This window comes from Sulfurospirillum sp. 1612 (assembly GCF_036556685.1).
Classification (GTDB): Bacteria; Campylobacterota; Campylobacteria; order Campylobacterales; family Sulfurospirillaceae; genus JAADIZ01.
On record NZ_CP140614.1, the window covers coordinates 69,027 to 89,330 of the forward strand.

At 38.0% G+C, this 20,304-nt stretch carries 25 protein-coding genes and 1 tRNA gene; 20 read left to right on the forward strand and 6 right to left on the reverse strand.

Annotated elements, in window-relative coordinates; translation table 11 throughout:
• Positions 1-33 precede the first annotated feature (33 nt).
• Genes coaE through SFB89_RS00340 form a run of 3 tightly spaced genes read left to right on the forward strand, consistent with a single transcriptional unit; the run spans position 34 to position 2,063 of the window.
• A complete protein-coding gene (gene coaE, locus SFB89_RS00330; protein WP_331774968.1) occupies positions 34-603 on the forward strand; it encodes a dephospho-CoA kinase in 570 nt (189 codons plus the stop codon).
• Complete coding sequence (dapF, locus tag SFB89_RS00335; RefSeq protein ID WP_331774969.1) at positions 590-1,336, forward strand: diaminopimelate epimerase; 747 nt, start codon at positions 590-592, stop codon at positions 1,334-1,336. The genes coaE and dapF overlap by 14 nt, the downstream gene beginning before the upstream one ends.
• Positions 1,311-2,063: a glucosaminidase domain-containing protein gene (locus SFB89_RS00340; RefSeq protein ID WP_331774970.1), complete on the forward strand. Its 753-nt coding sequence runs from the start codon at positions 1,311-1,313 to the stop codon at positions 2,061-2,063. Before dapF ends, SFB89_RS00340 begins: the two co-directional genes overlap by 26 nt.
• On the opposite strand, the gene prfA is transcribed toward SFB89_RS00340, so the two are convergent.
• Both prfA and rpsT read right to left on the reverse strand, forming a co-directional pair.
• On the reverse strand, positions 2,030-3,097 hold the full coding sequence (gene prfA / locus SFB89_RS00345) for a peptide chain release factor 1 (protein WP_331774971.1): 1,068 nt from the start codon (positions 3,095-3,097) through the stop codon (positions 2,030-2,032). The genes SFB89_RS00340 and prfA overlap by 34 nt on opposite strands.
• A 27-nt stretch (positions 3,098-3,124) precedes the next feature.
• Entirely contained in the window at positions 3,125-3,397 is a 273-nt protein-coding gene (gene rpsT, locus SFB89_RS00350) for a 30S ribosomal protein S20 (RefSeq protein WP_331774972.1), read from the reverse strand.
• 195 nt (positions 3,398-3,592) lie between these two features.
• On the opposite strand from rpsT, the gene glmM reads away from it, so the two are divergent.
• The 10 genes from glmM (at position 3,593) to rplT (ending at position 11,616) form a co-directional block, all read left to right on the forward strand.
• Entirely contained in the window at positions 3,593-4,933 is a 1,341-nt protein-coding gene (glmM, locus tag SFB89_RS00355) for a phosphoglucosamine mutase (RefSeq protein ID WP_331774973.1), read from the forward strand.
• Positions 4,926-5,387 (forward strand): signal peptidase II, encoded by a 462-nt coding sequence (gene lspA, locus SFB89_RS00360; protein WP_331774974.1) that lies wholly within the window; start codon positions 4,926-4,928, stop codon positions 5,385-5,387. The genes glmM and lspA overlap by 8 nt, the downstream gene beginning before the upstream one ends.
• 50 nt (positions 5,388-5,437) lie before the next feature.
• Entirely contained in the window at positions 5,438-6,397 is a 960-nt protein-coding gene (locus tag SFB89_RS00365; protein ID WP_331774975.1) for a TRAP transporter substrate-binding protein, read from the forward strand.
• Between the two features lies 1 nt (position 6,398).
• On the forward strand, positions 6,399-6,884 hold the full coding sequence (locus tag SFB89_RS00370) for a TRAP transporter small permease (protein ID WP_331774976.1): 486 nt from the start codon (positions 6,399-6,401) through the stop codon (positions 6,882-6,884).
• Positions 6,884-8,152 (forward strand): TRAP transporter large permease, encoded by a 1,269-nt coding sequence (locus SFB89_RS00375; RefSeq protein WP_331774977.1) that lies wholly within the window; start codon positions 6,884-6,886, stop codon positions 8,150-8,152. The genes SFB89_RS00370 and SFB89_RS00375 overlap by 1 nt, the downstream gene beginning before the upstream one ends.
• Before the next feature lie 57 nt (positions 8,153-8,209).
• Positions 8,210-8,285, forward strand: a tRNA-Val gene (locus tag SFB89_RS00380).
• A gap of 235 nt (positions 8,286-8,520) precedes the next feature.
• Positions 8,521-10,338 (forward strand): threonine--tRNA ligase, encoded by a 1,818-nt coding sequence (gene thrS, locus SFB89_RS00385; protein ID WP_331774978.1) that lies wholly within the window; start codon positions 8,521-8,523, stop codon positions 10,336-10,338.
• A gap of 17 nt (positions 10,339-10,355) precedes the next feature.
• Complete coding sequence (gene infC, locus SFB89_RS00390) at positions 10,356-10,850, forward strand: translation initiation factor IF-3 (RefSeq protein ID WP_443082180.1); 495 nt, start codon at positions 10,356-10,358, stop codon at positions 10,848-10,850.
• A 101-nt stretch (positions 10,851-10,951) separates the two neighbouring features.
• Positions 10,952-11,146 carry a 50S ribosomal protein L35 gene (gene rpmI, locus SFB89_RS00395; RefSeq protein WP_331774980.1) on the forward strand — a complete coding sequence of 65 codons (195 nt, stop codon included), beginning with the start codon at positions 10,952-10,954 and terminating at the stop codon, positions 11,144-11,146.
• A 116-nt stretch (positions 11,147-11,262) separates the two neighbouring features.
• Complete coding sequence (rplT, locus tag SFB89_RS00400; protein WP_331774981.1) at positions 11,263-11,616, forward strand: 50S ribosomal protein L20; 354 nt, start codon at positions 11,263-11,265, stop codon at positions 11,614-11,616.
• Positions 11,617-11,662: 46 nt separating this feature from the next.
• On the opposite strand, the gene SFB89_RS00405 is transcribed toward rplT, so the two are convergent.
• Genes SFB89_RS00405 through SFB89_RS00415 form a run of 3 tightly spaced genes read right to left on the reverse strand, consistent with a single transcriptional unit; the run spans position 11,663 to position 14,715 of the window.
• Positions 11,663-12,616, reverse strand: a complete 954-nt coding sequence (locus tag SFB89_RS00405) for an SLAC1 anion channel family protein (RefSeq protein WP_331774982.1) — start codon at positions 12,614-12,616, stop codon at positions 11,663-11,665.
• A 59-nt stretch (positions 12,617-12,675) separates the two neighbouring features.
• Positions 12,676-14,055, reverse strand: coding sequence for a cytochrome c oxidase accessory protein CcoG (gene ccoG, locus SFB89_RS00410; protein WP_331774983.1), 1,380 nt, complete (start codon positions 14,053-14,055; stop codon positions 12,676-12,678).
• A 9-nt stretch (positions 14,056-14,064) separates the two neighbouring features.
• The gene (locus tag SFB89_RS00415; RefSeq protein WP_331774984.1) at positions 14,065-14,715 is read right to left on the reverse strand and encodes a helix-turn-helix domain-containing protein; all 651 of its coding nucleotides are present in this window, start codon (positions 14,713-14,715) and stop codon (positions 14,065-14,067) included.
• A 141-nt stretch (positions 14,716-14,856) separates the two neighbouring features.
• On the opposite strand from SFB89_RS00415, the gene rpsU reads away from it, so the two are divergent.
• The 7 genes from rpsU to SFB89_RS00450 all read left to right on the forward strand — a co-directional run bounded on the left by rpsU (position 14,857) and on the right by SFB89_RS00450 (position 19,258).
• Positions 14,857-15,069: a 30S ribosomal protein S21 gene (rpsU, locus tag SFB89_RS00420; RefSeq protein ID WP_331774985.1), complete on the forward strand. Its 213-nt coding sequence runs from the start codon at positions 14,857-14,859 to the stop codon at positions 15,067-15,069.
• Between the two features lie 132 nt (positions 15,070-15,201).
• The gene (locus tag SFB89_RS00425; protein ID WP_331774986.1) at positions 15,202-15,891 is read left to right on the forward strand and encodes a helix-turn-helix domain-containing protein; all 690 of its coding nucleotides are present in this window, start codon (positions 15,202-15,204) and stop codon (positions 15,889-15,891) included.
• A 19-nt stretch (positions 15,892-15,910) separates the two neighbouring features.
• A complete protein-coding gene (locus SFB89_RS00430) occupies positions 15,911-16,858 on the forward strand; it encodes a D-2-hydroxyacid dehydrogenase (protein ID WP_331776025.1) in 948 nt (315 codons plus the stop codon).
• Positions 16,842-17,339, forward strand: coding sequence for a YajQ family cyclic di-GMP-binding protein (locus tag SFB89_RS00435; RefSeq protein WP_331774987.1), 498 nt, complete (start codon positions 16,842-16,844; stop codon positions 17,337-17,339). The genes SFB89_RS00430 and SFB89_RS00435 overlap by 17 nt, the downstream gene beginning before the upstream one ends.
• A gap of 2 nt (positions 17,340-17,341) precedes the next feature.
• On the forward strand, positions 17,342-17,662 hold the full coding sequence (locus tag SFB89_RS00440) for a hypothetical protein (protein ID WP_331774988.1): 321 nt from the start codon (positions 17,342-17,344) through the stop codon (positions 17,660-17,662).
• A 4-nt stretch (positions 17,663-17,666) separates the two neighbouring features.
• Positions 17,667-18,278 (forward strand): MarC family protein, encoded by a 612-nt coding sequence (locus tag SFB89_RS00445; protein WP_331774989.1) that lies wholly within the window; start codon positions 17,667-17,669, stop codon positions 18,276-18,278.
• Positions 18,279-18,334: 56 nt separating this feature from the next.
• Positions 18,335-19,258: an AEC family transporter gene (locus tag SFB89_RS00450; protein WP_331774990.1), complete on the forward strand. Its 924-nt coding sequence runs from the start codon at positions 18,335-18,337 to the stop codon at positions 19,256-19,258.
• A 48-nt stretch (positions 19,259-19,306) separates the two neighbouring features.
• Here SFB89_RS00450 and SFB89_RS00455 read toward each other — a convergent pair whose 3' ends face one another.
• Positions 19,307-20,296: an iron-sulfur cluster assembly scaffold protein gene (locus SFB89_RS00455; RefSeq protein WP_331774991.1), complete on the reverse strand. Its 990-nt coding sequence runs from the start codon at positions 20,294-20,296 to the stop codon at positions 19,307-19,309.
• Positions 20,297-20,304 lie beyond the last annotated feature (8 nt).

Sequence of the window (20,304 nt, forward strand, 5' to 3'; positions counted from 1 at the left end):
AAACTATGTTAAAATGACTATAAAGGTGATGAAATGATTGTGATAACGGGCTCGATTGCCTCTGGAAAATCTACGGTTTGTAAAATACTCAAAGAAAATGGTTATTTGATTGTAGATGCAGATCGTATTGCAAGAAATCTTATTAATCCTGAAGTGATTGGCGATATTTTCGGCAGCGCTTATATTAAAAATGGCACGGTGGATCGCAAAGCTTTGGGTGCATTGATATTTGCTAATCCAAAAGAAAAAGAGAAGCTCAATGCCTACATTCATCCTTTGATTCGTCAACAAATCTATCATGATGTAGAAAAACTCGAAGAGAAAAAGGCGAAGTATCTCGTCGATATTCCTCTCTATTTTGAAAGTGGACATTATGATGCTGAGATTGTGGCGGTGGTGTTTTGTCCTAAGTCATTGCAGATTAAGAGATTAATGGCACGAGATGGAATGTGTGAAGACGATGCACTGATGCGTATCGAGAGTCAAATCGACATTGAAGAAAAAAAGAAAAGAGCAGATTTTGTGATTGATAATTCGCTTGATTTTGCACATGTAACAAAAGAAACAAAAAAATTTATGGAGTTTTTAGATGCACGTATCTAAATATAATGCCAGTGGCAATGATTTTGTGATATTTCATACCTTCAAGCAAGAAGACCGTAGTGCCCTTGCTAGGAGATTGTGTCACCGACAAAGTGGCGTAGGCGCCGATGGCTTGATTGTGGTGCTCCCTCATGAAACGTATGATTTCCAATGGCAGTTTTACAATAGTGATGGCAGTATGGCCGCCATGTGTGGGAATGGAACCCGTGCGTGTGCGCATTATGCGTTTCAAAATGGTCTAGCTCCTGCTAATATGAGCTTTTTGACACAAGCGGGAGTGATTCGCTCATCCGTTGAAGGGGATATCGTAGAGACTCAATTGAGTGCGAGTAAAAAACTGCGTGAGCCCTTTGTGTATGAGGGGAAAACGTGGTATTTTTATGATACGGGTGTTCCTCATCTTGTGACTTTTACTGAAAATCTTGATGATTTTGATCTGACCTTGGCATCAAAGCTACGTTATGAACATAATGCCAATGTGAATTTTGCTTCCATTACGCCAAAAGGCCTGTTGGTGCGCACTTATGAACGAGGAGTAGAGGGGGAGACTTTGGCTTGTGGTACAGGGATGGCCGCGTGTTTTCGTAGCGCTTATGATCAAGGAAATATCCCAGATAAAATCAAAGTATATCCTCGTAGCAACGAAGAGTTAGCACTCAGAATCGAAGAGGGGCAACTCTATTTCAAAGGAAAGGTGTCAAAAGTGTTTGACACGAGTATTGATGCACTTTAAAATTTTGATTGTTGGACTTTTTGTTCTCAAATCCTTTGGTTCTGGATTGCCAGATTATTATTATAAAATGAAGAGTGGTGAGCGACAAAAAAGAGAATTTATCAAAATTATGTTACCCCTGATTAAGAAAAGTAACCATCTCATCGTGGTGGAGCGACAGTTTGTTAAGAAATTTTTTGATGAGGCCATTAAGACGGGATTTCGAGATTTACCATCTAAAAATCTTAGCAAACTGTTGCGTCTCTCTCGTAAATATCGTATTAAAAATTTATTTGATAGACGCCAATATCTAAAACGCATTGATGTTGTTCCTGTCTCATTGGCGCTAGCACAAGCCTCAGTTGAGAGTGGGTGGGGCAAGAGTCGGTTTGTCCGAGAAGCGAATAATATCTTTGGACACTGGACGTACACCGGAGTGGGATTAATTCCAGCGGGCAGAGAAGAGGGCAAAACCCATCGCATCAGAATTTTTGCTAGTTTGCAACGTTCTGTTAATGCTTACATGCTCAATCTAAATCGCAATCTTGCGTATCAGTCTTTTCGTGATAAGCGTCTTAAGTATCGACAAGAGCATAAAGATTTCAATGGTATTGCAGCAGCCAAAACGATGCTGATGTATTCACAATTGCGAGAAAAATATATTAAGATTTTAGTAGGATTGATTCGAGATGAAAATTTATTGTATTATGATGCTTATAAGCCAGCGGCTTTGATGGATTCTGCTTGATAGTGGGTAATGAGCACGTCGATAATTTCATCAAAAAGACCCCCTTCCATAATCGCATCTAATCGGTACAGTGTTAAGCCCACACGATGGTCAGTAATACGGTTTTGTGGATAGTTGTAGGTTCGGATTCTAGCACTTCGATCACCAGATCCTACTTGAAGTTTTCTTTTCTCACTCTCGGTACTGTTTTGTTCTTGTAGCGTCAAATCGTATAATCTGGCTTTGAGAATCTTCATCGCGGCATCTTTGTTTTTGTGCTGAGATTTTCCATCTTGATTGACCACAACCAAACCGCTTGGCAGGTGAGTAATTCTCACGGCACTATCGGTAGTATTGACAGATTGTCCGCCGTTTCCAGAAGATCTCATGACATCAATTTTAAGATCATTAGGATTAATTTCGATTTCAACATCATCGACTTCAGGCATCACCGCTACGGTGATAGCAGAGGTATGAACCCGTCCTTGCGATTCCGTAAGCGGAACACGTTGGACTCTATGAACGCCCCCTTCAAACTTCAATTTGGAATATACATTATCGCCTTTAATCAGGGCGATAATCTCCTTGTATCCGTTCAAAACACCCTCGCTAGAACTGACAATTTCTGTTTTCCAGCCCTTGAGTTCAGCATATCTCATGTAAGATTTAAAAAGATCTGCCACAAAGATTGCAGCTTCATCGCCACCCGTTCCGGCACGAATCTCAAGAAATATATTTTTATCATCATTGGGATCAACCGGGAGTAGCGCGACTTTAATGTCTTCTTCTAATTTTTCTTTGGTTATTTCTAATTCTTTCAGTTCCTCTTTTGCCAATTCTGCTAATTCACTATCTTCAAGCAATTGTTTATTCTCTTCGATACCATCGATTGTGCTGATATAATTCTCAGCCAATCCTTTGATCTCTTCAAGTCTAGATTGTTCTTTTGAAAGTGCCGTCATCTTTTTGATATCTTGAGAAATATCAGGCTCACTGAGGAGTTTGGTTATTTCATCATAACGGTCGAGAAATGGTTGTAATTTATCTTTTAGCATATGAAACTGAGAGAGGTAGGCCGCAATTTAAGCGGCACTATTGAGCGTATTGACTAGTTTGGATAATCTACTTACACGTCGTGCTGCAGTATTTTGTTTTAAAATACCTTTTGATGCATAAGAATGGAAGCTTTTGTTAACATTTTTCAATGCTTCTGTAGCTGCTGCTTTATCGCCTGCTTCTACTGCTTCTCTAAGAGCTCTAGTAAGATTTTTAATTCTAGTTTTATAAAATCTATTTCTTTCTGTTCTCTTCTTAGTCTGTCTAATACGCTTTTCCGCTGACTTATGATCTGCCATGTATTAGCCTTTCATTTAAAATTTAGGCACAGATTATACACAATTTAAAATTAAAGCTAACTTATTTTAAGCGTATTTTTATGAAGTATTTGGGATAAAAGAGTGAAAAGCGACAAGAAAAGCAAAAAAAATCGATTATTATTTATAATTATTTATTTTGTGATACAATTTTATAAAAATTTAGGATATGAAAATATGAAACTTTTTGGAACGGATGGCGTCAGAGGAAGAGCGGGAAAAAAACTCAATGCACAAATGGCGATGCGATTGGCGATGGCCGCAGGTATTTACTTTAGAGAAAACTCAATCACCAATCGATTTTTAATCGGAAAAGATACAAGACGAAGTGGTTATATGATTGAAAATGCTATCGTTTCAGGACTTACGGCGGTAGGATATGATGTCAGACAAATCGGCCCGATGCCGACTCCTGCGATATCATTTTTGACAGAAGACATGCGTTGTGATGCTGGTATTATGATCAGTGCCTCGCATAATCCTTATTTTGATAATGGCATCAAATTTTTTGATTCCTTTGGCAATAAACTGGACGAAAAAGCAGAAGCGGCTATTGAGAAAATTTATTTTGATGAAGCATTGATTGAAGAAAATCAAAAAACAGAATTTGAAATCGGACGCTCAAAGCGTGTTGATGATGTGATTGGTCGATACATTGTGCATATCAAAAACTCTTTTCCTAAAAATCTCACTCTGCAAGGGATTCGGGTAGTCTTAGATACTGCCAATGGCGCGGCTTATAAAGTTGCTCCGACTATCTTTTCTGAATTGGGTGCAGATGTCGTGGTCATCAATAATACTCCAAGCGGTAGCAATATCAACCTAAACTGTGGTGCGATGCATCCAGAGACGCTAGGAGAAGAGGTGCGTAAACTTCGCGCTGATATTGGATTTGCTTTTGATGGTGATGCTGATCGTTTAGTCGTGGTCGATGAAAATGGTGATATTGTGGATGGCGACAAATTATTGGGTAAATTAGCCACGTATCTTGATTCTCAAGATTTATTGAAACATTCTTGTATGTGTGCGACTGTGATGAGCAATAAAGCGTTGGAGGATTACCTAAAAGCGCATGAGATTGAATTGAAGCGCTCTAGTGTGGGTGATAAATATGTGCTTGAAATCCTCAATCAAGAGGGGTTGAATTTTGGTGGTGAGCAAAGCGGTCATATCATCTTGTCAGATTTTGTTAAAACCGGAGATGCCCTCATCTCTTCTTTGGCGGTGATGGCTTGCTATTTGCGCGATAAAGAACCGATTAGTAAACTCTTTAACCCTTTTACGCTGTATCCACAATTGCAACGCAATCTAATTGTCAGTGAAAAAATTCCACTTGCTAAAATCAGTGGTTATAGTGCTATGATTAAAACAATAGAAGCTGATGGTATTCGTGTTTTAGTACGCTATTCTGGTACAGAGAATTTGCTGCGTATCTTGCTTGAAGGTAAAGACCAAAAGGTGCTTGAGTCTCACATGGAAACACTTTATGGATTTTTGAAAAATGTCCTCAATGGCTAAGCGCCTCTTTATTTTCTTTTTAGTCTTTATCGCAATTTTTGTGATAGACCAATACATCAAATCCCTTTTTATCGATGGTTTTAGGTGGGAGGGGTCGTATTTTTCTTTGATATTGGTTTATAATAAAGGGGTGGCATTTTCGATGTTGGCCTTTTTGGAAGAGTATCTAAAGTATTTGCAGATTGTTTTATTTATAGGGTTGAGTCTCTACCTGTGGTTTGAGAAAGAATTGTTTGCGAAGTTTTTTCTCCCCATCGGTATTATCTATGGTGCTGGATGCAGTAATCTTTATGACCGGTTTATCCATCAAGGGGTGGTGGATTATGTTTTTTGGCATCAATGGTTTGAGTTTGCTGTCTTTAATTTTGCTGATGTCATGATAGATGTGGCGATTGTTTTAATCCTTTTTATAATGTATAAAGAGAGAAAACTTCAAAAAACAAACAAAGTATGATTTTTATGGTAGAATTTAAGCTCTAAAAATATTAAGTAAAAGGATAACGGATGAAAAAAACTTTCTATAAAATTGCATTGTTATGTCTCTTGCCTGTTGGCGTGTTTGCCAAAGGCTATGTTGTCAATCTTGGTATCGTAACGACACCCAACTCTTTTCATTATAAAGCTGCGGAGAAATTTAAACAAATCGTAGAAAAAAGAAGTGGTGGAGATATTCAGGTCAAAATCCATCATTCTAGTTCGGTCGGAAATGAGACGAGTATTTTGCAACAATTACAACTCAATGCATTGCAGATGGGTGTTATCACCGCCGGTCCTATGGATAAATTTATCCCCGCAATCAAAGCGATTGGATTTCCTTTTATCTTCGATAGCTATGCTAAAGTCGATAAGATATTGGATGGAAAAATTGGACAAGACATCCTTGGACAATTTCAATCTGCTAATTTGATTGGATACCATTTCTTAGAAAATGGATTCCGTAACATCACAAATTCTAAGCGTCCTATCCATACAGCAGCCGATGTGAAAGGTTTGAAAATCCGTGTCATGAACTCACAACTTCATATCGCAATATGGAAAGATATCGGTGCGAATCCAACCCCTATGCCTTGGCCAATTTATACCCAACTCTCTCAACATGTGATTGATGGACAAGAAAATCCTCTTGCGGTAATTGATCAGTATAAATTATATGAAGTACAAAAATACCTCACCTTGACACGACATGTCTATTCTGCACTTGTCTTTGTGGGAAGTAAACAATTTTACGATGCGTTACCGAAAAAATACCAAACTCTCTTTTTTGAAGCCACCAAAGAAGCTTCAATTTATGAGCGAAAATTGAATCGTGACAAGGCCAACTACTTTTTGGCTGATCTTAAAAAGAATGGCATGATTGTTGATGAACATCCTGATCTTGCATCTTTTAAAGAAAAAGTCATGCCTTTGAAAAAACAGTATCGAGGCGATGCAAAAAAATATTTGGATATGATTTTAGCGCAATAATATGTTGAAAATTTCTCAGATAATCTCACGCATCAATACGATCATAGACAAGCAGATTAGTCTGCTTGTCGTGGCGTTGATGATTTTATTGTCGATACTTTTGAGCGTGAGTGTTTTTTATCGCTATGTTTTAAATGATTCGATTTATTGGTCCAATGAAGTGGCTCGGTATATGTTGGTTTATATCGTGTTTTTGGGTGCGACGATGGCACACAAACACAAATCTCACATTCGCATTGATATTATCTTAGGGGCGCTCTCCCATAAAAATAAAAAATATATTGAGATGCTTATTGGAGGATTATTTATCTTCTTCTGGATTTTGGTTTTGATGGGGTCACTAAAGCTTTTGCCACTTTTCTTGATGCAAAAAACAGCAACACTAGAGATTCCTTTTGCTTATCCTTTTGCGGCATTGCCCCTCTCTGCTTGCATATGGATTTTATACTGCATCGATGACATCATCCGGGAGTGTGTGAAAAAATAATGCTTTTATTAATCTTGTTGCTTATCGTATTGATTGTGCTATCGATACCGGTATTTTTGTCGATAGGTCTTGCCACTACGGCAGCCTTTTTCTCTTCTAATCAGCCTCTTTTTATGATTGCACAAAAGATGTTCGATGGGGTGAATTCATATGTACTCCTCGCGGTACCTTTGTTCATGTTAGCAGGCAGTTTTATGGACCAAGGGGGTATGTCCAAAAGATTGGTCGATTTTTCTGAATCTTTAGTAGGACATTTTAGGGGAGGGCTGGCGATTACTTCCATCCTCTCAAGCATGCTTTTTGCTGGAGTCTCAGGCTCAGCTGCTGCTGATACCGCTGCTGTGGGTTCGGTCTTGATTCCTCCGATGAAGAAAAAAGGATACAACAAAAATTTTGCCGCTTCGATTATCGCAACAGGAGGCTCCATCGGGGTGATTATTCCGCCGAGTATTCCGATGATTATTTTCGCTTTTATTGCTAATGTGTCTGTTGGAAAACTGTTCTTAGCTGGAATCTTACCGGGTGTTTTAATCGGTGTGTCTTTGATTTTATTAGTGGTTTTTAAAACACGACATCTTGATATTGACAATGATCATAAAAGCTTTGATGTACTCAAGTTCAAATCCGCTTTTAAAGATGCCCTTTTAGCGCTAGGCATCCCTTTTATCGTCGTCGGTGGTATTTTGGGTGGTTTGTTCACCGCGACAGAATCTGCGGCCGTTGCGGTTGTGTATGCATTTGTTGTGAGCAAATTTATCTATAAAGAGCTCAGCTGGAAAAAAGTCTATAAATCTACCGTCTATGCGATCAACACCAGTGCTATTATTCTCATCATCATCTCTATTGCGACAGTTTTTTCCTGGTACTTGTCGATGAACAATATCCAAGAGTTACTCAGCGATACCTTCATGATGATCAGCCATAATAAATACATTTTATTGATTTTTATCAATCTTTTCTTGTTGGTGATGGGTACCTTTGTCGAGACAACCGCTGCATTGATTTTGTTTGTCCCGGTTATCACCCCTCTATTAAATAGTTTAGGAATCGATCCGTTGACTTATGGCGTCATGATTGTTACAAACCTAGCTATTGGTATGCTCACACCACCACTGGGTATTTGTTTGATAGTCTCTGGTACCATTGCGCAGAGTAAAATCTTGGAAATCTCCAAAGCGATCGTTCCGTTTTTGCTCGTCATGATCGTTGATTTGTTGTTGATTACATTTATTCCATTTTTGACACGTTATTTACCTTCAATTTATTGATGCTTTAAGAAGAATTTATGCCATTTTTGAGTATTATTCTATCCACCCAAAAAAAATGGTCGCGTAGCTCAGCTGGTAGAGCACTACCTTGACATGGTAGTGGTCGGAGGTTCAAGTCCTCTCGTGGCCACCATACTTATAATATAAAACTACTTTTAAATAGATGCAATAAAAATAAAAAACACCAAAATACTCTTTTTTATGTTATCAAGATTATTATAAGTTATATTTCTATATAATGGCAATTTAATTGGTTTTCTCATAAATTCACAATATGATGTTTTGAAGTGATGACACCCAATAAAAATTCATTTAATTGAAAATTTTGTTCTTCCACTGTATGGGAGTTCTATTAGTAAAGGATAACAATGCAAAATGAGGTTATTGCCTACAAAAAAGGGCAAAATCTAGTCGATACTCAGAGTATCAATCCCCAAGAAATACCCAATTCCAAAGAAATTTTATTTGACAATTCGGATGATTCTTTAGAGGTAATCCGCCACTCTTGTGCCCATTTGATGGCGCAAGCAATAAAAGAGATATACAAAGATGCACAATTTTTTGTAGGTCCTGTTATTGAGGATGGATTTTATTATGATTTTCGTATTCAAGAAAAAATTAGCGACGCTGATTTAAAAGCGATTGAAAAAAAGATGCAAGAACTTGCCAAGAAAAATATGAAAATCGAAAAAATCAACAGCACCAAGGCTGAAGTTGCTGCTAGATTTGCTGATGATGACTTGAAACAAGAGGTATTGCTTCGCATTCCTGATGGCGAAGTTTCTATCTATAAACAAGGTGACTTTGAAGATTTATGCCGCGGGCCACATCTACCAGATACAAGATATTTGAGATTTTTTAAACTCACTCGTGTAGCGGGTGCTTATTTGGGTGGTGATGAAAACAGAGAGATGCTGACTCGAATTTACGGGACGGCTTTTGCTGACAAAGAGAGCCTTAAAGCGTATATGACGATGATTGAAGAGGCCAAGAAACGCGACCATAGGAAACTTGGAACCGAACTCAAACTTTTCACTTTTGATGAAGAGGTGGGGGCAGGGCTTCCGATTTGGTTACCCAATGGAAGTCGCTTGCGTAGTAAAATTGAACAAAGACTTTTTAAAGCGCATCGTGTACGAGGGTATCAGCCCGTACGTGGTCCGGAGATATTAAAAGCAGATGCCTGGAAGACCAGTGGACACTATGATAATTATGGTGAAAATATGTACTTTACCGAGATTGACGGCTCTGAATATGGACTCAAACCGATGAACTGCGTGGGACACATCAAAGTGTTTCAAAATGATGTGAGAAGCTATCGTGATTTACCACTGAAGTTTTTTGAATACGGTGTCGTGCATCGCCACGAGATGAGCGGTGTCATGCACGGACTTTTTAGAGTTCGAGAATTCACGCAAGATGATGCGCATGTCTTTTGTACGCCTGAGCAAATCAAAGATAGCGTTATTGAAATGTTAGGCTTTGTTGATGATATCATGAAGAGCTTTGGATTTGAGTATGAGATCGAAATCTCCACAAAACCGGAGAAAGCAATCGGAGATGATGCTTTTTGGGAAGCTGCGACTCAAGGGCTCAAAGATGCACTTGATGAACATAATATCGCGTATGGCATTGATGAGGGTGGTGGAGCATTTTATGGTCCGAAAATTGACGTAAAAATCTTAGATGCACTAAAGCGAAAATGGCAATGTTCTACGATACAAGTAGATTACAATCTGCCAGATCGTTTTGACCTCTCGTATATTGATGCAAATAATGAACACAAAAGACCGGTCATGTTACACCGTGCGATTTTGGGATCATTTGAGCGATTTATTGGTATTTTGATTGAACATACAGCCGGTGAGTTACCATTTTTCGTAGCACCGACACAGGCGGTCATCATTCCAATATCAGAAAACCACGTCGCCTATGCGAAAGAAATTTCGAAAAAAATGTTGGAAATTGATATTGATACAGAAATTTTGTCGAAAAATGAGAGCTTAAATAAACGGATTCGAAACGCTGAAAAAATGCGTGTTCCGATGATTTTAGTAATCGGTGATGAAGAAATTGCCAACAATAGTGTGGCTTTAAGAGATAGAAGAGATAGAAAACAGTATAATTTAACAATAGAGGAACTAATATCAACAATGAAGGAGAAACTGAGTGAGGTACACTTTTGAGTAAAGACAAAGATATAATGCTCAACCATGAGATTCGGGCCAGCGAGGTAAGGTGCATCGGTGATGATGGAACGCAATACGGAATCATCTCAAGACAAGATGCATTGCGCAAATCCGAAGAATTAGGTTTAGACTTAGTTCTGATAGCTCCGGATGCAAAGCCCCCTGTCTGCAAGATCATGGACTACGGAAAGTTCAGATATCAAGAAGAGAAGAAGAAAAAAGAGGCCAAGAAAAAGCAAAAAACTATAGAAGTCAAAGAAATTAAACTCTCTATAAAAATAGCTCAAAATGACATTAATTACAAAATAAAACATGCAAGAGAATTCTTAGAAGAGGGCAAGCATGTGAAATTTCGAGTATTTTTGCGTGGCCGAGAGATCTCAAATCCTGATGCCGGTAAAGCAGTTTTAGAAAAAGTATGGCCGATGGTAGAAGATATCGGCATGAGAGAGAAAGCTCCGATGTTAGAAGGACGCTATATTAATATGATGGTCGTCCCTAAAAAATAAAGTTTTATTTCTCTTTTACGGTTTCTTAAGATACTTTAAGGTAAAATCTTCGACTTACACCATAGGCATTTGATATGCCTGAAATTTTTCAAGGAGTTTGCATGCCGAAAATGAAAACGGTACGCGGTGCAGCTAAACGTTTCAAGTCTAGTAAGAATAAGATCAAACGAGGCGCAGCTTATAGAAGTCATATCTTGACTAAAAAAGCTACGAAAAGAATGCGTGGTCTTAAAGAAGCGAAAACTGTAGATAGCCGTGATGTATCAGCAGTAAAATTGATGCTAGGAAAAAAATAACAGAGTTTTTGACTTGATGAGATTATCTCATGAGTTGATTTATAATTGCACGTTCCCCTCATGAAAGAGGGCAAGTTCCCAAATGGGACACCAATGAATAAGGTCAAGGAGACAAAATGGCAAGAGTGAAGACTGGCGTAGTCAGAAGAAGAAGACACAAAAAAATACTCAAACTGGCAAAAGGTTTCTACAGCGGTAGAAGAAAACATTTTAGAAAAGCGAAAGAGCAGCTTGAGAGAAGTCTCGTATATGCATACAGAGATAGAAAAAACAAGAAAAGAGATTTCAGAAGACTCTGGATTACCAGAATCAATGCAGCTTGTAGATTAAATGATATTAGTTATTCTCGCTTTATCAATGCTTTGAACAAAGCAAACATCCAACTTGATAGAAAAATTTTAGCAAATATGGCAGTCAGTGATCCTGAGGGATTCGCAAGCGTCGTAAAGCAAGCTAAAGCAGCACTTTAATTTTAGAGGCTTTTAAGCCTCTAAAATCTGATAATATTCAAACTCCCTACTCAATAACACAAATTTCTTTTTTTAACATATGACAGATGGTCTTATACGCTACAAATGAGACAACTATCGTCGATACGATGAGTAACCCGATGGCTAAATAATAGCAAAAAGGCGACTTCGTGGTGTGATAGGAGAGAATCGTAGCAATGGTCATGGCGGTGAGAGGAAAGGTGAAAGCCCACCATGATATGAAGAATTCTAATTTCATAAAATTCTTATACATAAATACAAGTAAAAATGTAAAAAATAACCCTATATTAAATAAAAAACTAGCAAATAGATCAAAGTGACCGGTCAATTTAACATACGAGATGACTCCAACTGCAGGAGGCGCTATGAAGATAAAAAGTGTCGGCATAAACTTTTTGGCTAACTGATTATGAAAGATAATGCGATTCAAAATAATGGTAAAAAGAATAATCCAAAATAAAATACCTATGGAGAAAAAGTACATTAAAAAATTATGATTGACAATACCGATGCCCCCAATAGGCACGACGACATTACCAACAATAGGAATAAACCATGCTGGGTTTGAGTGTTGAATCTCTAATGAATGGTTAATCCAGAAACTAATCGTATAGAATGTCAAAAATGCTTGTAGTACCATTCCTACCCACCAAAGGGCGACAGAGGCTGTTGTGTTTAACTCTTGATACATGATAGACATCAACAGTAGCGTGATAGAAAAAGCAGCAAAGAAGTTGACCCTAACAGGGTGGGTAAATTCTTTTTTAACCTCTTGGCGATACATGATGAATTTTGTAGCATATGTTAAAGATATGGCTATAAACGTAATCGTAGTCAAAGCGACTAGTATACTTGGTATCAATGAGGAACAGTGAAATAGATGAGCAGCTTTTTGATAGGCAATGCTCAAACCGGATAAGCCCATCGTGATGGCAAACATCATGATAGGAAAATTTTCTAATCTAGCAGAAGTTTTCATGAGTAGTAAGTCCTTTATAAGTGAAAATGATATTATATATCATTTTCACTTAATATTAGCTAATGTCTGTGTTGCTCCAGCACGCTAATTTTAGGGAAGAAGAAGACCGTTTCTCGGAATACGGTAATCTTTTTAGGGTCATCTTGTGCATAAGCTCTGACCTTGATAGTAATCGGGGTATCTTTTGCATCAGTTTTTACCAATTCTTTGGTTGTTTGCAAAATAACCACTTTTTTGATTTTCTTACCTGCTTTTAACAAGAAGGCTTCTTTTGGTCTTTGTACTGTTATATCAGGATTTTCAACATCAAAATAGTATTTGTGATCTTTGGAATCGGTATTTTGGAATAAAAAGGTATAAACATTTTCTACCACTTTTCCGTGATCCACAATCTTATAAAGCTCACTGGTTCGATTGATATTTAACAACATATGCTCTTTGGTGCTTCCCATCAGCATCAAACCAACAAAAGCGATGGTGAGAGCGATACCATAAGCGACGGTTCGGAATCGGATATATTTTGTTTTGATACCTTTTTCTTCTGCATTCGCACTGATCCATGAGATGAGTGAAGGTTTGCCAAATTTCTCCATGACCGGGACACAAGCATCGGCACACTCAAGACAGTTGATACACTCTAATTGCATCCCTTTTCTGATATCGATATGCGTAGGACAGACGCGTACACAGGCTTCACATCCCGTACACTCATCCGCTTCTCCTGGAGGTTTGCTCCACAATTTGACACCGTGTTCGTCATAGATTTGACCCCCACGTTTTTCACTATACACAGGCTGTATCGTATCTTCATCAAACATTACGGACTGTACTCTGGCATAAGGACAGATATAGATACAGAAGTTTTCTTTCAACATCACAACATCATAAATCAAAAACAATGTGACACTAGCAAGAAAACCATATAAAACAGGATGGTTGACAGGGTCTTGTATATAAACAAAAAAGGTTTCAGGTGGAATAAAATACCAGATAAAATCAGCCGCTGCGATTAAGGCTAAAAGTGACCATATCAATAGGGCTGCGGTTTTTTTGATGTATTGTCCCTCTTTGGGATCTTTTTGTTTGTTGCTGATTGAACGTCTAAGTTTTAAGAGTTTTGTCTGAATCAAATCTCTATATATCGTTCGAAATATCGTTTGTGGACACGACCATCCACACCAAACACGACCCCCGAGGGTTGTCATAAAAAAGATGCTCAAAAATAGCATAATCAATAAAAATGGCATCAAGTAGAGTTCTTGCATATCAAAAGAGGTAAATAATAGATTTAACTTCTTTTGATCAAAGTTCAGCAAAAATAGATGATTGCCATTGATTCTGATAAAAGGTAATACCAATGCAATAACCGTGATAATTGCAAAGGATAGATACCTTTTCTTTCTGTAGATGGGTGATTGTGAATTAATATCGCACGCCATGGTTGTTCCTTACTTTTTTATAATCTTACATTTCGAAAAAATTTTTTTATTTTTTACAAAATCTTTTTCCCCTAATAGGGTTTTCCTAGTCTCTACTAGGTCCTTAAGCCCTCGTGAGTTTATGTAGTCTTTTAGTGAACTTCTACTGATTCCCAAGATTTTTGATATTTCATTGACTGAATGTTTCTTTTCAAGAAGCTCGATAATTTTCAGCCGATGTACATCAAATTTTGATTTTGACATCCTACCTTTTGGTCTTCCGTGCGTAGAAGTTTTATGGCTAAAAGAGTTTTTTTCTTGTTCTTTTAATAACAAACCAAAAATCATACCGATTGGAGTATCTCGTGTTATTTTAAGATCAAGACTTGTGACATGAGCACTGATAGAACGCTCAAACAGACAATTAAATATCTTTACTAACTCTTCGACATTGTACGAGAAAGTAGATAAACTATAGATTAAAATATTGTCTCCGACGTCCAATGATCTTAAAAAACCTTTTAATTCATTTCGTGACGAGAGATCCTCATTGATATCAAATGAATCAATTTCAGTAGAATCAATATTTAAATTATTTTGATGCGCATATCTGAAGATATGTTTTTGCTGTGAGATTACGTCAACTTTGTCATATTTTGCTTGCAATAATACAATATTCATGTTTGTCACCTTTTTGTCACACGAAGTATACTGTTATTGGCGTAAAAAGTCAAGAAAGAGATATATATTGCGTCAAAGGTCTTTTTCAATAATTTCTGCTATAATAGACCTCCAAATTTTAAAGAGAGGTGGTGGTAGAGTATGCCTGGGATTAAAGTTCACCCAAACGATTCATTTGAAGAAGCCTATAGAAAATTTAAAAAGCAAATTGACCGTAACTTAGTAGTTACAGAAACGAGAGCAAGAAGATTTTTCGAAACTGCGACTGAAAAGCGTAAAAAACAAAAAATTAGCGCTCGTAAAAAAATGCTTAAGAGACTTTATATGCTTCGACGCTATGAATCCAAACTCTAAAACACTATAGTGGCTGAGGATAACTCCTCAGTCCTATCTTCACTAACAAACTTCATCACGTTTTCATCTTTTAACTAACATTTAGCAAAAAACCGTATAATACTTCTTATTAGAGATTCATAAGGAAGGGCTATGGAAAAAAAACTAACTGTTATAGAAACTGCAGAACTTTTAGGCGTGAGCAAAGAGGCAATATATAATAGAATTAGAAGAGGTTCCTTAGACTCTGTCATAGAAAATGGCGTCAAGTATGTTATTTTAACCGAAGATATCAAAAAGACTTCACGAACAAAAAAAATCAATAACATGGTCAATGATGCGTACATTCAACTGTTGAAAGATGAATTGCAAGAATTAAAAGAAAAAGTGAAAAATCTAGAAGCCGATAAAGACAGATTGACGAAAGAAAAGGAAGAGTTGCTTATCGAGTCAACGGCTAAAATGGAACAAATCTATAAACAGCGAGATGAACAGCTCAAAAGTATTTTGGCTCTTGCCTCACGACCGGCACTAGAAAAAAAAGAGCCAGTCTATGAAAATGCCACCAATGACAAAGTGGAAGAAGATATTGATACGATTGAAATAGAAGTAGATAAAGATAAAAACGATGCAGATGAAATACTAGATTCTTATGATAATTGGCAAGATTTGCGAGATTATCTCAAAAATAAAGGCTATTCCAAAAAAGAGAAGAAGGTCATCAAAGAAGAGATTAGTAAAAAAGTCGGTCTTGATGACAGTGTGAAATACAGCAACGGCAAAATATTTATTAAAAAAATCAAAAAAAATATGCAACTCAAAGATATGTTGAGTTGGAGCTAAAATGAATGCAGGAGAGATGATGACTTTATCTTTGTTAGATCGCGCGACATTAGGTCGGGTTGATTTGAGTATTTTTGATCGTTTTGGCGTGATGAAAATATACGAATCAACACGTTTAGAAGAGCGAATTGAGCATATTGGTGACAGTGAGATTGTATTGACTAATAAAGTCGTAATCGATAAAGAGGTGATGGCGCAATGCCCCAATCTCAAGCTGATCTGTATCACCGCTACCGGTACTAATAATGTCGATTTAGAGTATGCCAAAGAGCATCATATCGTCGTTAAAAATGTCGCTGGATATTCGACTGCCTCTGTGGCTCAAGCAACCTTTACGATGGCACTTTCTATTATCGGAAACAGCGCTTATTATGATGCGTATGTGAAATCAAAAGCATGGTCTAAGAGTGAAATTTTTACTAATTTTGATCGTGAATTTTTTGAGATCAAAGGAAAGGTATGGGGTATTATTGGTTTGGGGAATATCGGCAAAGAAGTCGCCAAAATCGCTAGCGCTTTTGGTGCTCATGTGCAGTATTATTCGACGTCTGGAAAAAATCATGATAGTGACTATCCCTCTGTTGACTTAAACGGGTTGCTTACAAGTAGTGATGTTATTTCGATTCATGCACCGCTGAATCCACAAACAGAAAATCTCATCCAAAAAGCAGAACTTTTGAAGATGAAAGAGGGTGCTATTATCTTAAATATGGGACGTGGCGGCATCATCAATGAGCAAGACCTCGCCGAAGTAATCGATACGCGTGATATTTTTGCAGGATTGGATGTGGTGAAAACCGAACCGATAGAAGAGGATAATCCCCTCCTTCATATTCGCAAGCAAGACCATATTAGATTTGCGCCACATACGGCGTGGGCGAGTAAAGAAGCGCGCGCTACTTTAATTAAAATGGTAGCCAAAAACATAGAAAATTTTTTAGGAGAGAACCATGGCAAAAGAGCATAGTTTTGATATATCAGCAGAAATCGATAAGCAAGAGTTAAAAAATGCGATTGAACAAGCAAAGAAAGAGATTGTCAATCGCTACGATTTTAGAGGACTGAAGGCAGACGTTGATTATCATGAAGATGCGAAAACAATCACCTTGCTAACGACGACAGATAACAAGGCTGAGGCGATGTTTGATATCCTCATCTCTAAGGCCATCAAACGCGGCATTTCTCCAAAAGCACTCAAAGAAGCCAGACGAGAGAGTGTCGGTGGGGGCAATACAAAGCTAACCGTTAGCATTAATGATACTATTTCTTCTGATGAGGCCAAGAAAATTGTCAAAGAAATCAAAGCATTAAAACTCAAAGTACAGGTCTCTATTCGGGGCGAAGAAGTTCGTGTTGTGGGAAAATCCATCGATGATTTACAAGAAGCCATCCAAGCCATAAAAGCCAAGGATATGGAAATCCCACTTCGTTTTATCAATTTGAAATAAGTATGGAAGAATTGGTACCTGAATTTATAGAGCCTACTCCGATTATCAAAGGTAAAAAATGTCGGGTACTTCTTTATCTTCTGTATTATTTTATGACCTATACTCCGCTGTTATGTGCTTTGGTTATTGGGTACTATTATGATTTTTTATTTGCTATTGCGGCATTTCTTTTTGGGACGTTAGCGATGAGTGTGCTGATTTCCAAGATGCGGTTGGTATCCCTGCCTCCTTCGCAACGCGAGATGTCATATACCAATAGAGAGATAGCAAGATGGTACCTGGGTAAAAATATCTGTTTTGATGATGAGACAAAGGAGCTCTAATTTTATGGTTGAAAACTCTTCTATTCTCTCGACCGCGATTTTATTCATGTTTATACTCGACCCTTTTGGCAACGTCCCTTTGTTGCTTAGTATTCTAAAAAATGTCGATGAAAAAAGGAAAAAAATCATTATCATGAGGGAGAGCCTTTTTGGCTTGGTGGTTTTACTCTTCTTCTTCTTTTTTGGAAAATCTTTTTTGAGTATTTTCCATCTTGAAACCGCCGCTGTGACCATCGCCGGGGCTATCATCTTTTTTGTTATTGCCTTAAAAATGATTTTTCCAGGAGATAATGGCAACAGCACCCTCTTTGGGGCCAATGAAGAACCCTTTGTCGTACCGATTGCGATCCCGATGATTGCAGGGCCATCAGCGCTTGCGACATTGTTGTTGATGACCAAGACTCATGCGGCGATGTCAAGTTCTAAACTCCTCTTAGCGGTGCTATTGGCGTGGTTTATCTCTTCTTGTATTTTGTATGTCTCGCCTTTTTTGTATAAAATCTTAAGGCGCAAAGGGCTCAATGCCTTAGAAAAATTGATGGGGATGTTACTATTGATGATGGCGGTACAAATGTTTATCGATGGCATACGAAATCTGTTTCACTTGCCCTTTTAGAGACAAATAATGCGCTATACTATCATGATAGATTATTTTATAGTAAAGCGAACATCATGACGATATTTTTAACACTTTTGGGCAAAATCGTCCCACTCTATTTTAGTATTGTTTTGGGCTTATTGAGCACGTTGGTGTTCAAATGTCATAAAGATACGATTGCCAAGATATTGCTCTATCTCTTGGCGCCTTTGATTGTGTTTAATGCTACATTGAGTGTCAAACTGGATGCTTCTGTGCTTTTTTTACCGCTCTTTTTCTTTCTGCTGAGTACGATTTTGGCTTTTTCACTTTTGTATATTTTTAAAAAGATCTGGCATGATAATACGGCCAACCTTTTAGCCTTCAGTACTGCGACGGGAAATACCGGTAATATTGGAATTCCTCTGGCTATTTTATTCTTAGAGCCTCATTTGGTGCATGTGTTTATTTTCACCGTGCTGGCATCGATTTTGTATCAAAACTCAGTGGGATATTATATCACGGCAAAAGGGGATTTTTCTGCTCGGGAGAGCATCAAAAAAGTGTTACGTTTACCCGTCATCTATGCTTTTATTTTGGGGATTATTTTCAATCTCTTGGGCCTCAAACTTCCAGAAGTCTTTGCCTCTTATGCGACCTATCTCAAGGGTGCGTATTCGATTTTTGGGATGATGCTATTAGGTATGGGGATGGAGCATGTACACCGCAATAAGCTGATTGATTTCAAATTTATCTCCATCGCACTGAGTATCAAATTTTTATTATGGCCGGGCATCATATTGGGTTATATTTTTTTAGATAAGCATTACTGGCATTTTTTAAATGATGGTTTTTATATGATTATGTTCTTGTTTTCAATTGTGCCCTTAGCGGGTAATACCGTGACGATTGCGACACTGCTGGATGTCAAACCAGAAAAAATGTCAGTAGCCGTACTCATCTCCACACTGATTTCTTTAGTCTATATTCCCTTTGCCTTATATCTATATACGCGCTAGAAAGGAGAAGATGAAAGCCTATTATGAGACAGGCTTTCATGGGTGGGTTTAGATTGGAAACACACGAATTTTAGTGCTGAGTTTCTCTTTTAATACTTCTTCTATCGCATAAAGCGTTCCCGTTGCACTACTGGCACAACCACTACAAGCCCCTAAATATCGGATAAAAATATCAGTAAAGCCCTCGTCGGTTTCTCTTAAATCAACGATTTCTAGATTGCCGCCATCCATGAGTAGCATTTCGCGAATATTTTCATCAATGACAGCTTCGACATCTTTGAGCTTTTGTACGATAGTCATCTCTTCAAAGGCTACGTTCTCACTGTTATGTGCTTTGGCCGTCGCTAAAGCTGCTAGTGCATCATGATCCATCTCTGCACGGGTCTCTTTGAGAATATCCACCAGATAAAAGTCACGTTCTTCATGACCGCCTGGTTTGATACACGATTTACAAAATGCTCCCGCTTTCGTAAATGCGGTAATCTCTTCAACTGTTTTCAGATCATTGAGCTTAATGACCTCTTTGATCGTACCAAGACTGACGCGAGCACATTCACAGACGATGATTTGGTCTTCAAAACTGGCGGCATCGACACCTTTGTAAGAAGCAGCTGCGGCTTTGATAACATCATAGGCCATAACAGAACAATGCATTTTTTGAGGCGGAACCGCTGGGGTATCTGCTGTATCCCGCATCGCTTTTTCGACATCGATATTGGTGATTTTTACAGCCTCATCGACCGTTTTACCAATGCAGAGTTCCGCCATGGTATCAGAACTCGCAATCGCAGTACCGCAACCAAAACTTTTAAATTTCGCATCGACGATTTTGTCATTACTTTCATCAACCGCCCAATACAATCTGACCGCATCACCACAGCTCTCTGCTCCAAAATCTGCTACGATGAGTTTGGCATTCATAGCTTTGGCTTGTTCTTCTGTGATTTCACCCATATTTTGTGGATTGTTCATTAAATCTTGTACTTTCTGGCTATATTCTTCCCAGATAGAGCCACCTATTAGGCTATTTTTCCCCATAATTTTTT

What these genes read in the sequence shown, in the direction of transcription:
- coaE (WP_331774968.1), top strand. Translation starts at nt 34, where the DNA reads ATGATTGTGATAACGGGCTCGATTGCCTCTGGAAAATCTACGGTTTGT.
- dapF (WP_331774969.1), top strand. Translation starts at nt 590, where the DNA reads ATGCACGTATCTAAATATAATGCCAGTGGCAATGATTTTGTGATATTT.
- prfA (WP_331774971.1), bottom strand. Translation starts at nt 3,097, where the DNA reads ATGCTAAAAGATAAATTACAACCATTTCTCGACCGTTATGATGAAATA.
- rpsT (WP_331774972.1), bottom strand. Translation starts at nt 3,397, where the DNA reads ATGGCAGATCATAAGTCAGCGGAAAAGCGTATTAGACAGACTAAGAAG.
- glmM (WP_331774973.1), top strand. Translation starts at nt 3,593, where the DNA reads ATGAAACTTTTTGGAACGGATGGCGTCAGAGGAAGAGCGGGAAAAAAA.
- lspA (WP_331774974.1), top strand. Translation starts at nt 4,926, where the DNA reads ATGGCTAAGCGCCTCTTTATTTTCTTTTTAGTCTTTATCGCAATTTTT.
- SFB89_RS00365 (WP_331774975.1), top strand. Translation starts at nt 5,438, where the DNA reads ATGAAAAAAACTTTCTATAAAATTGCATTGTTATGTCTCTTGCCTGTT.
- SFB89_RS00370 (WP_331774976.1), top strand. Translation starts at nt 6,399, where the DNA reads ATGTTGAAAATTTCTCAGATAATCTCACGCATCAATACGATCATAGAC.
- SFB89_RS00375 (WP_331774977.1), top strand. Translation starts at nt 6,884, where the DNA reads ATGCTTTTATTAATCTTGTTGCTTATCGTATTGATTGTGCTATCGATA.
- thrS (WP_331774978.1), top strand. Translation starts at nt 8,521, where the DNA reads ATGCAAAATGAGGTTATTGCCTACAAAAAAGGGCAAAATCTAGTCGAT.
- infC (WP_443082180.1), top strand. Translation starts at nt 10,356, where the DNA reads ATGCTCAACCATGAGATTCGGGCCAGCGAGGTAAGGTGCATCGGTGAT.
- rpmI (WP_331774980.1), top strand. Translation starts at nt 10,952, where the DNA reads ATGCCGAAAATGAAAACGGTACGCGGTGCAGCTAAACGTTTCAAGTCT.
- rplT (WP_331774981.1), top strand. Translation starts at nt 11,263, where the DNA reads ATGGCAAGAGTGAAGACTGGCGTAGTCAGAAGAAGAAGACACAAAAAA.
- SFB89_RS00405 (WP_331774982.1), bottom strand. Translation starts at nt 12,616, where the DNA reads ATGAAAACTTCTGCTAGATTAGAAAATTTTCCTATCATGATGTTTGCC.
- ccoG (WP_331774983.1), bottom strand. Translation starts at nt 14,055, where the DNA reads ATGGCGTGCGATATTAATTCACAATCACCCATCTACAGAAAGAAAAGG.
- SFB89_RS00415 (WP_331774984.1), bottom strand. Translation starts at nt 14,715, where the DNA reads ATGAATATTGTATTATTGCAAGCAAAATATGACAAAGTTGACGTAATC.
- rpsU (WP_331774985.1), top strand. Translation starts at nt 14,857, where the DNA reads ATGCCTGGGATTAAAGTTCACCCAAACGATTCATTTGAAGAAGCCTAT.
- SFB89_RS00425 (WP_331774986.1), top strand. Translation starts at nt 15,202, where the DNA reads ATGGAAAAAAAACTAACTGTTATAGAAACTGCAGAACTTTTAGGCGTG.
- SFB89_RS00430 (WP_331776025.1), top strand. Translation starts at nt 15,911, where the DNA reads ATGACTTTATCTTTGTTAGATCGCGCGACATTAGGTCGGGTTGATTTG.
- SFB89_RS00435 (WP_331774987.1), top strand. Translation starts at nt 16,842, where the DNA reads ATGGCAAAAGAGCATAGTTTTGATATATCAGCAGAAATCGATAAGCAA.
- SFB89_RS00440 (WP_331774988.1), top strand. Translation starts at nt 17,342, where the DNA reads ATGGAAGAATTGGTACCTGAATTTATAGAGCCTACTCCGATTATCAAA.
- SFB89_RS00445 (WP_331774989.1), top strand. Translation starts at nt 17,667, where the DNA reads ATGGTTGAAAACTCTTCTATTCTCTCGACCGCGATTTTATTCATGTTT.
- SFB89_RS00450 (WP_331774990.1), top strand. Translation starts at nt 18,335, where the DNA reads ATGACGATATTTTTAACACTTTTGGGCAAAATCGTCCCACTCTATTTT.
- SFB89_RS00455 (WP_331774991.1), bottom strand. Translation starts at nt 20,296, where the DNA reads ATGGGGAAAAATAGCCTAATAGGTGGCTCTATCTGGGAAGAATATAGC.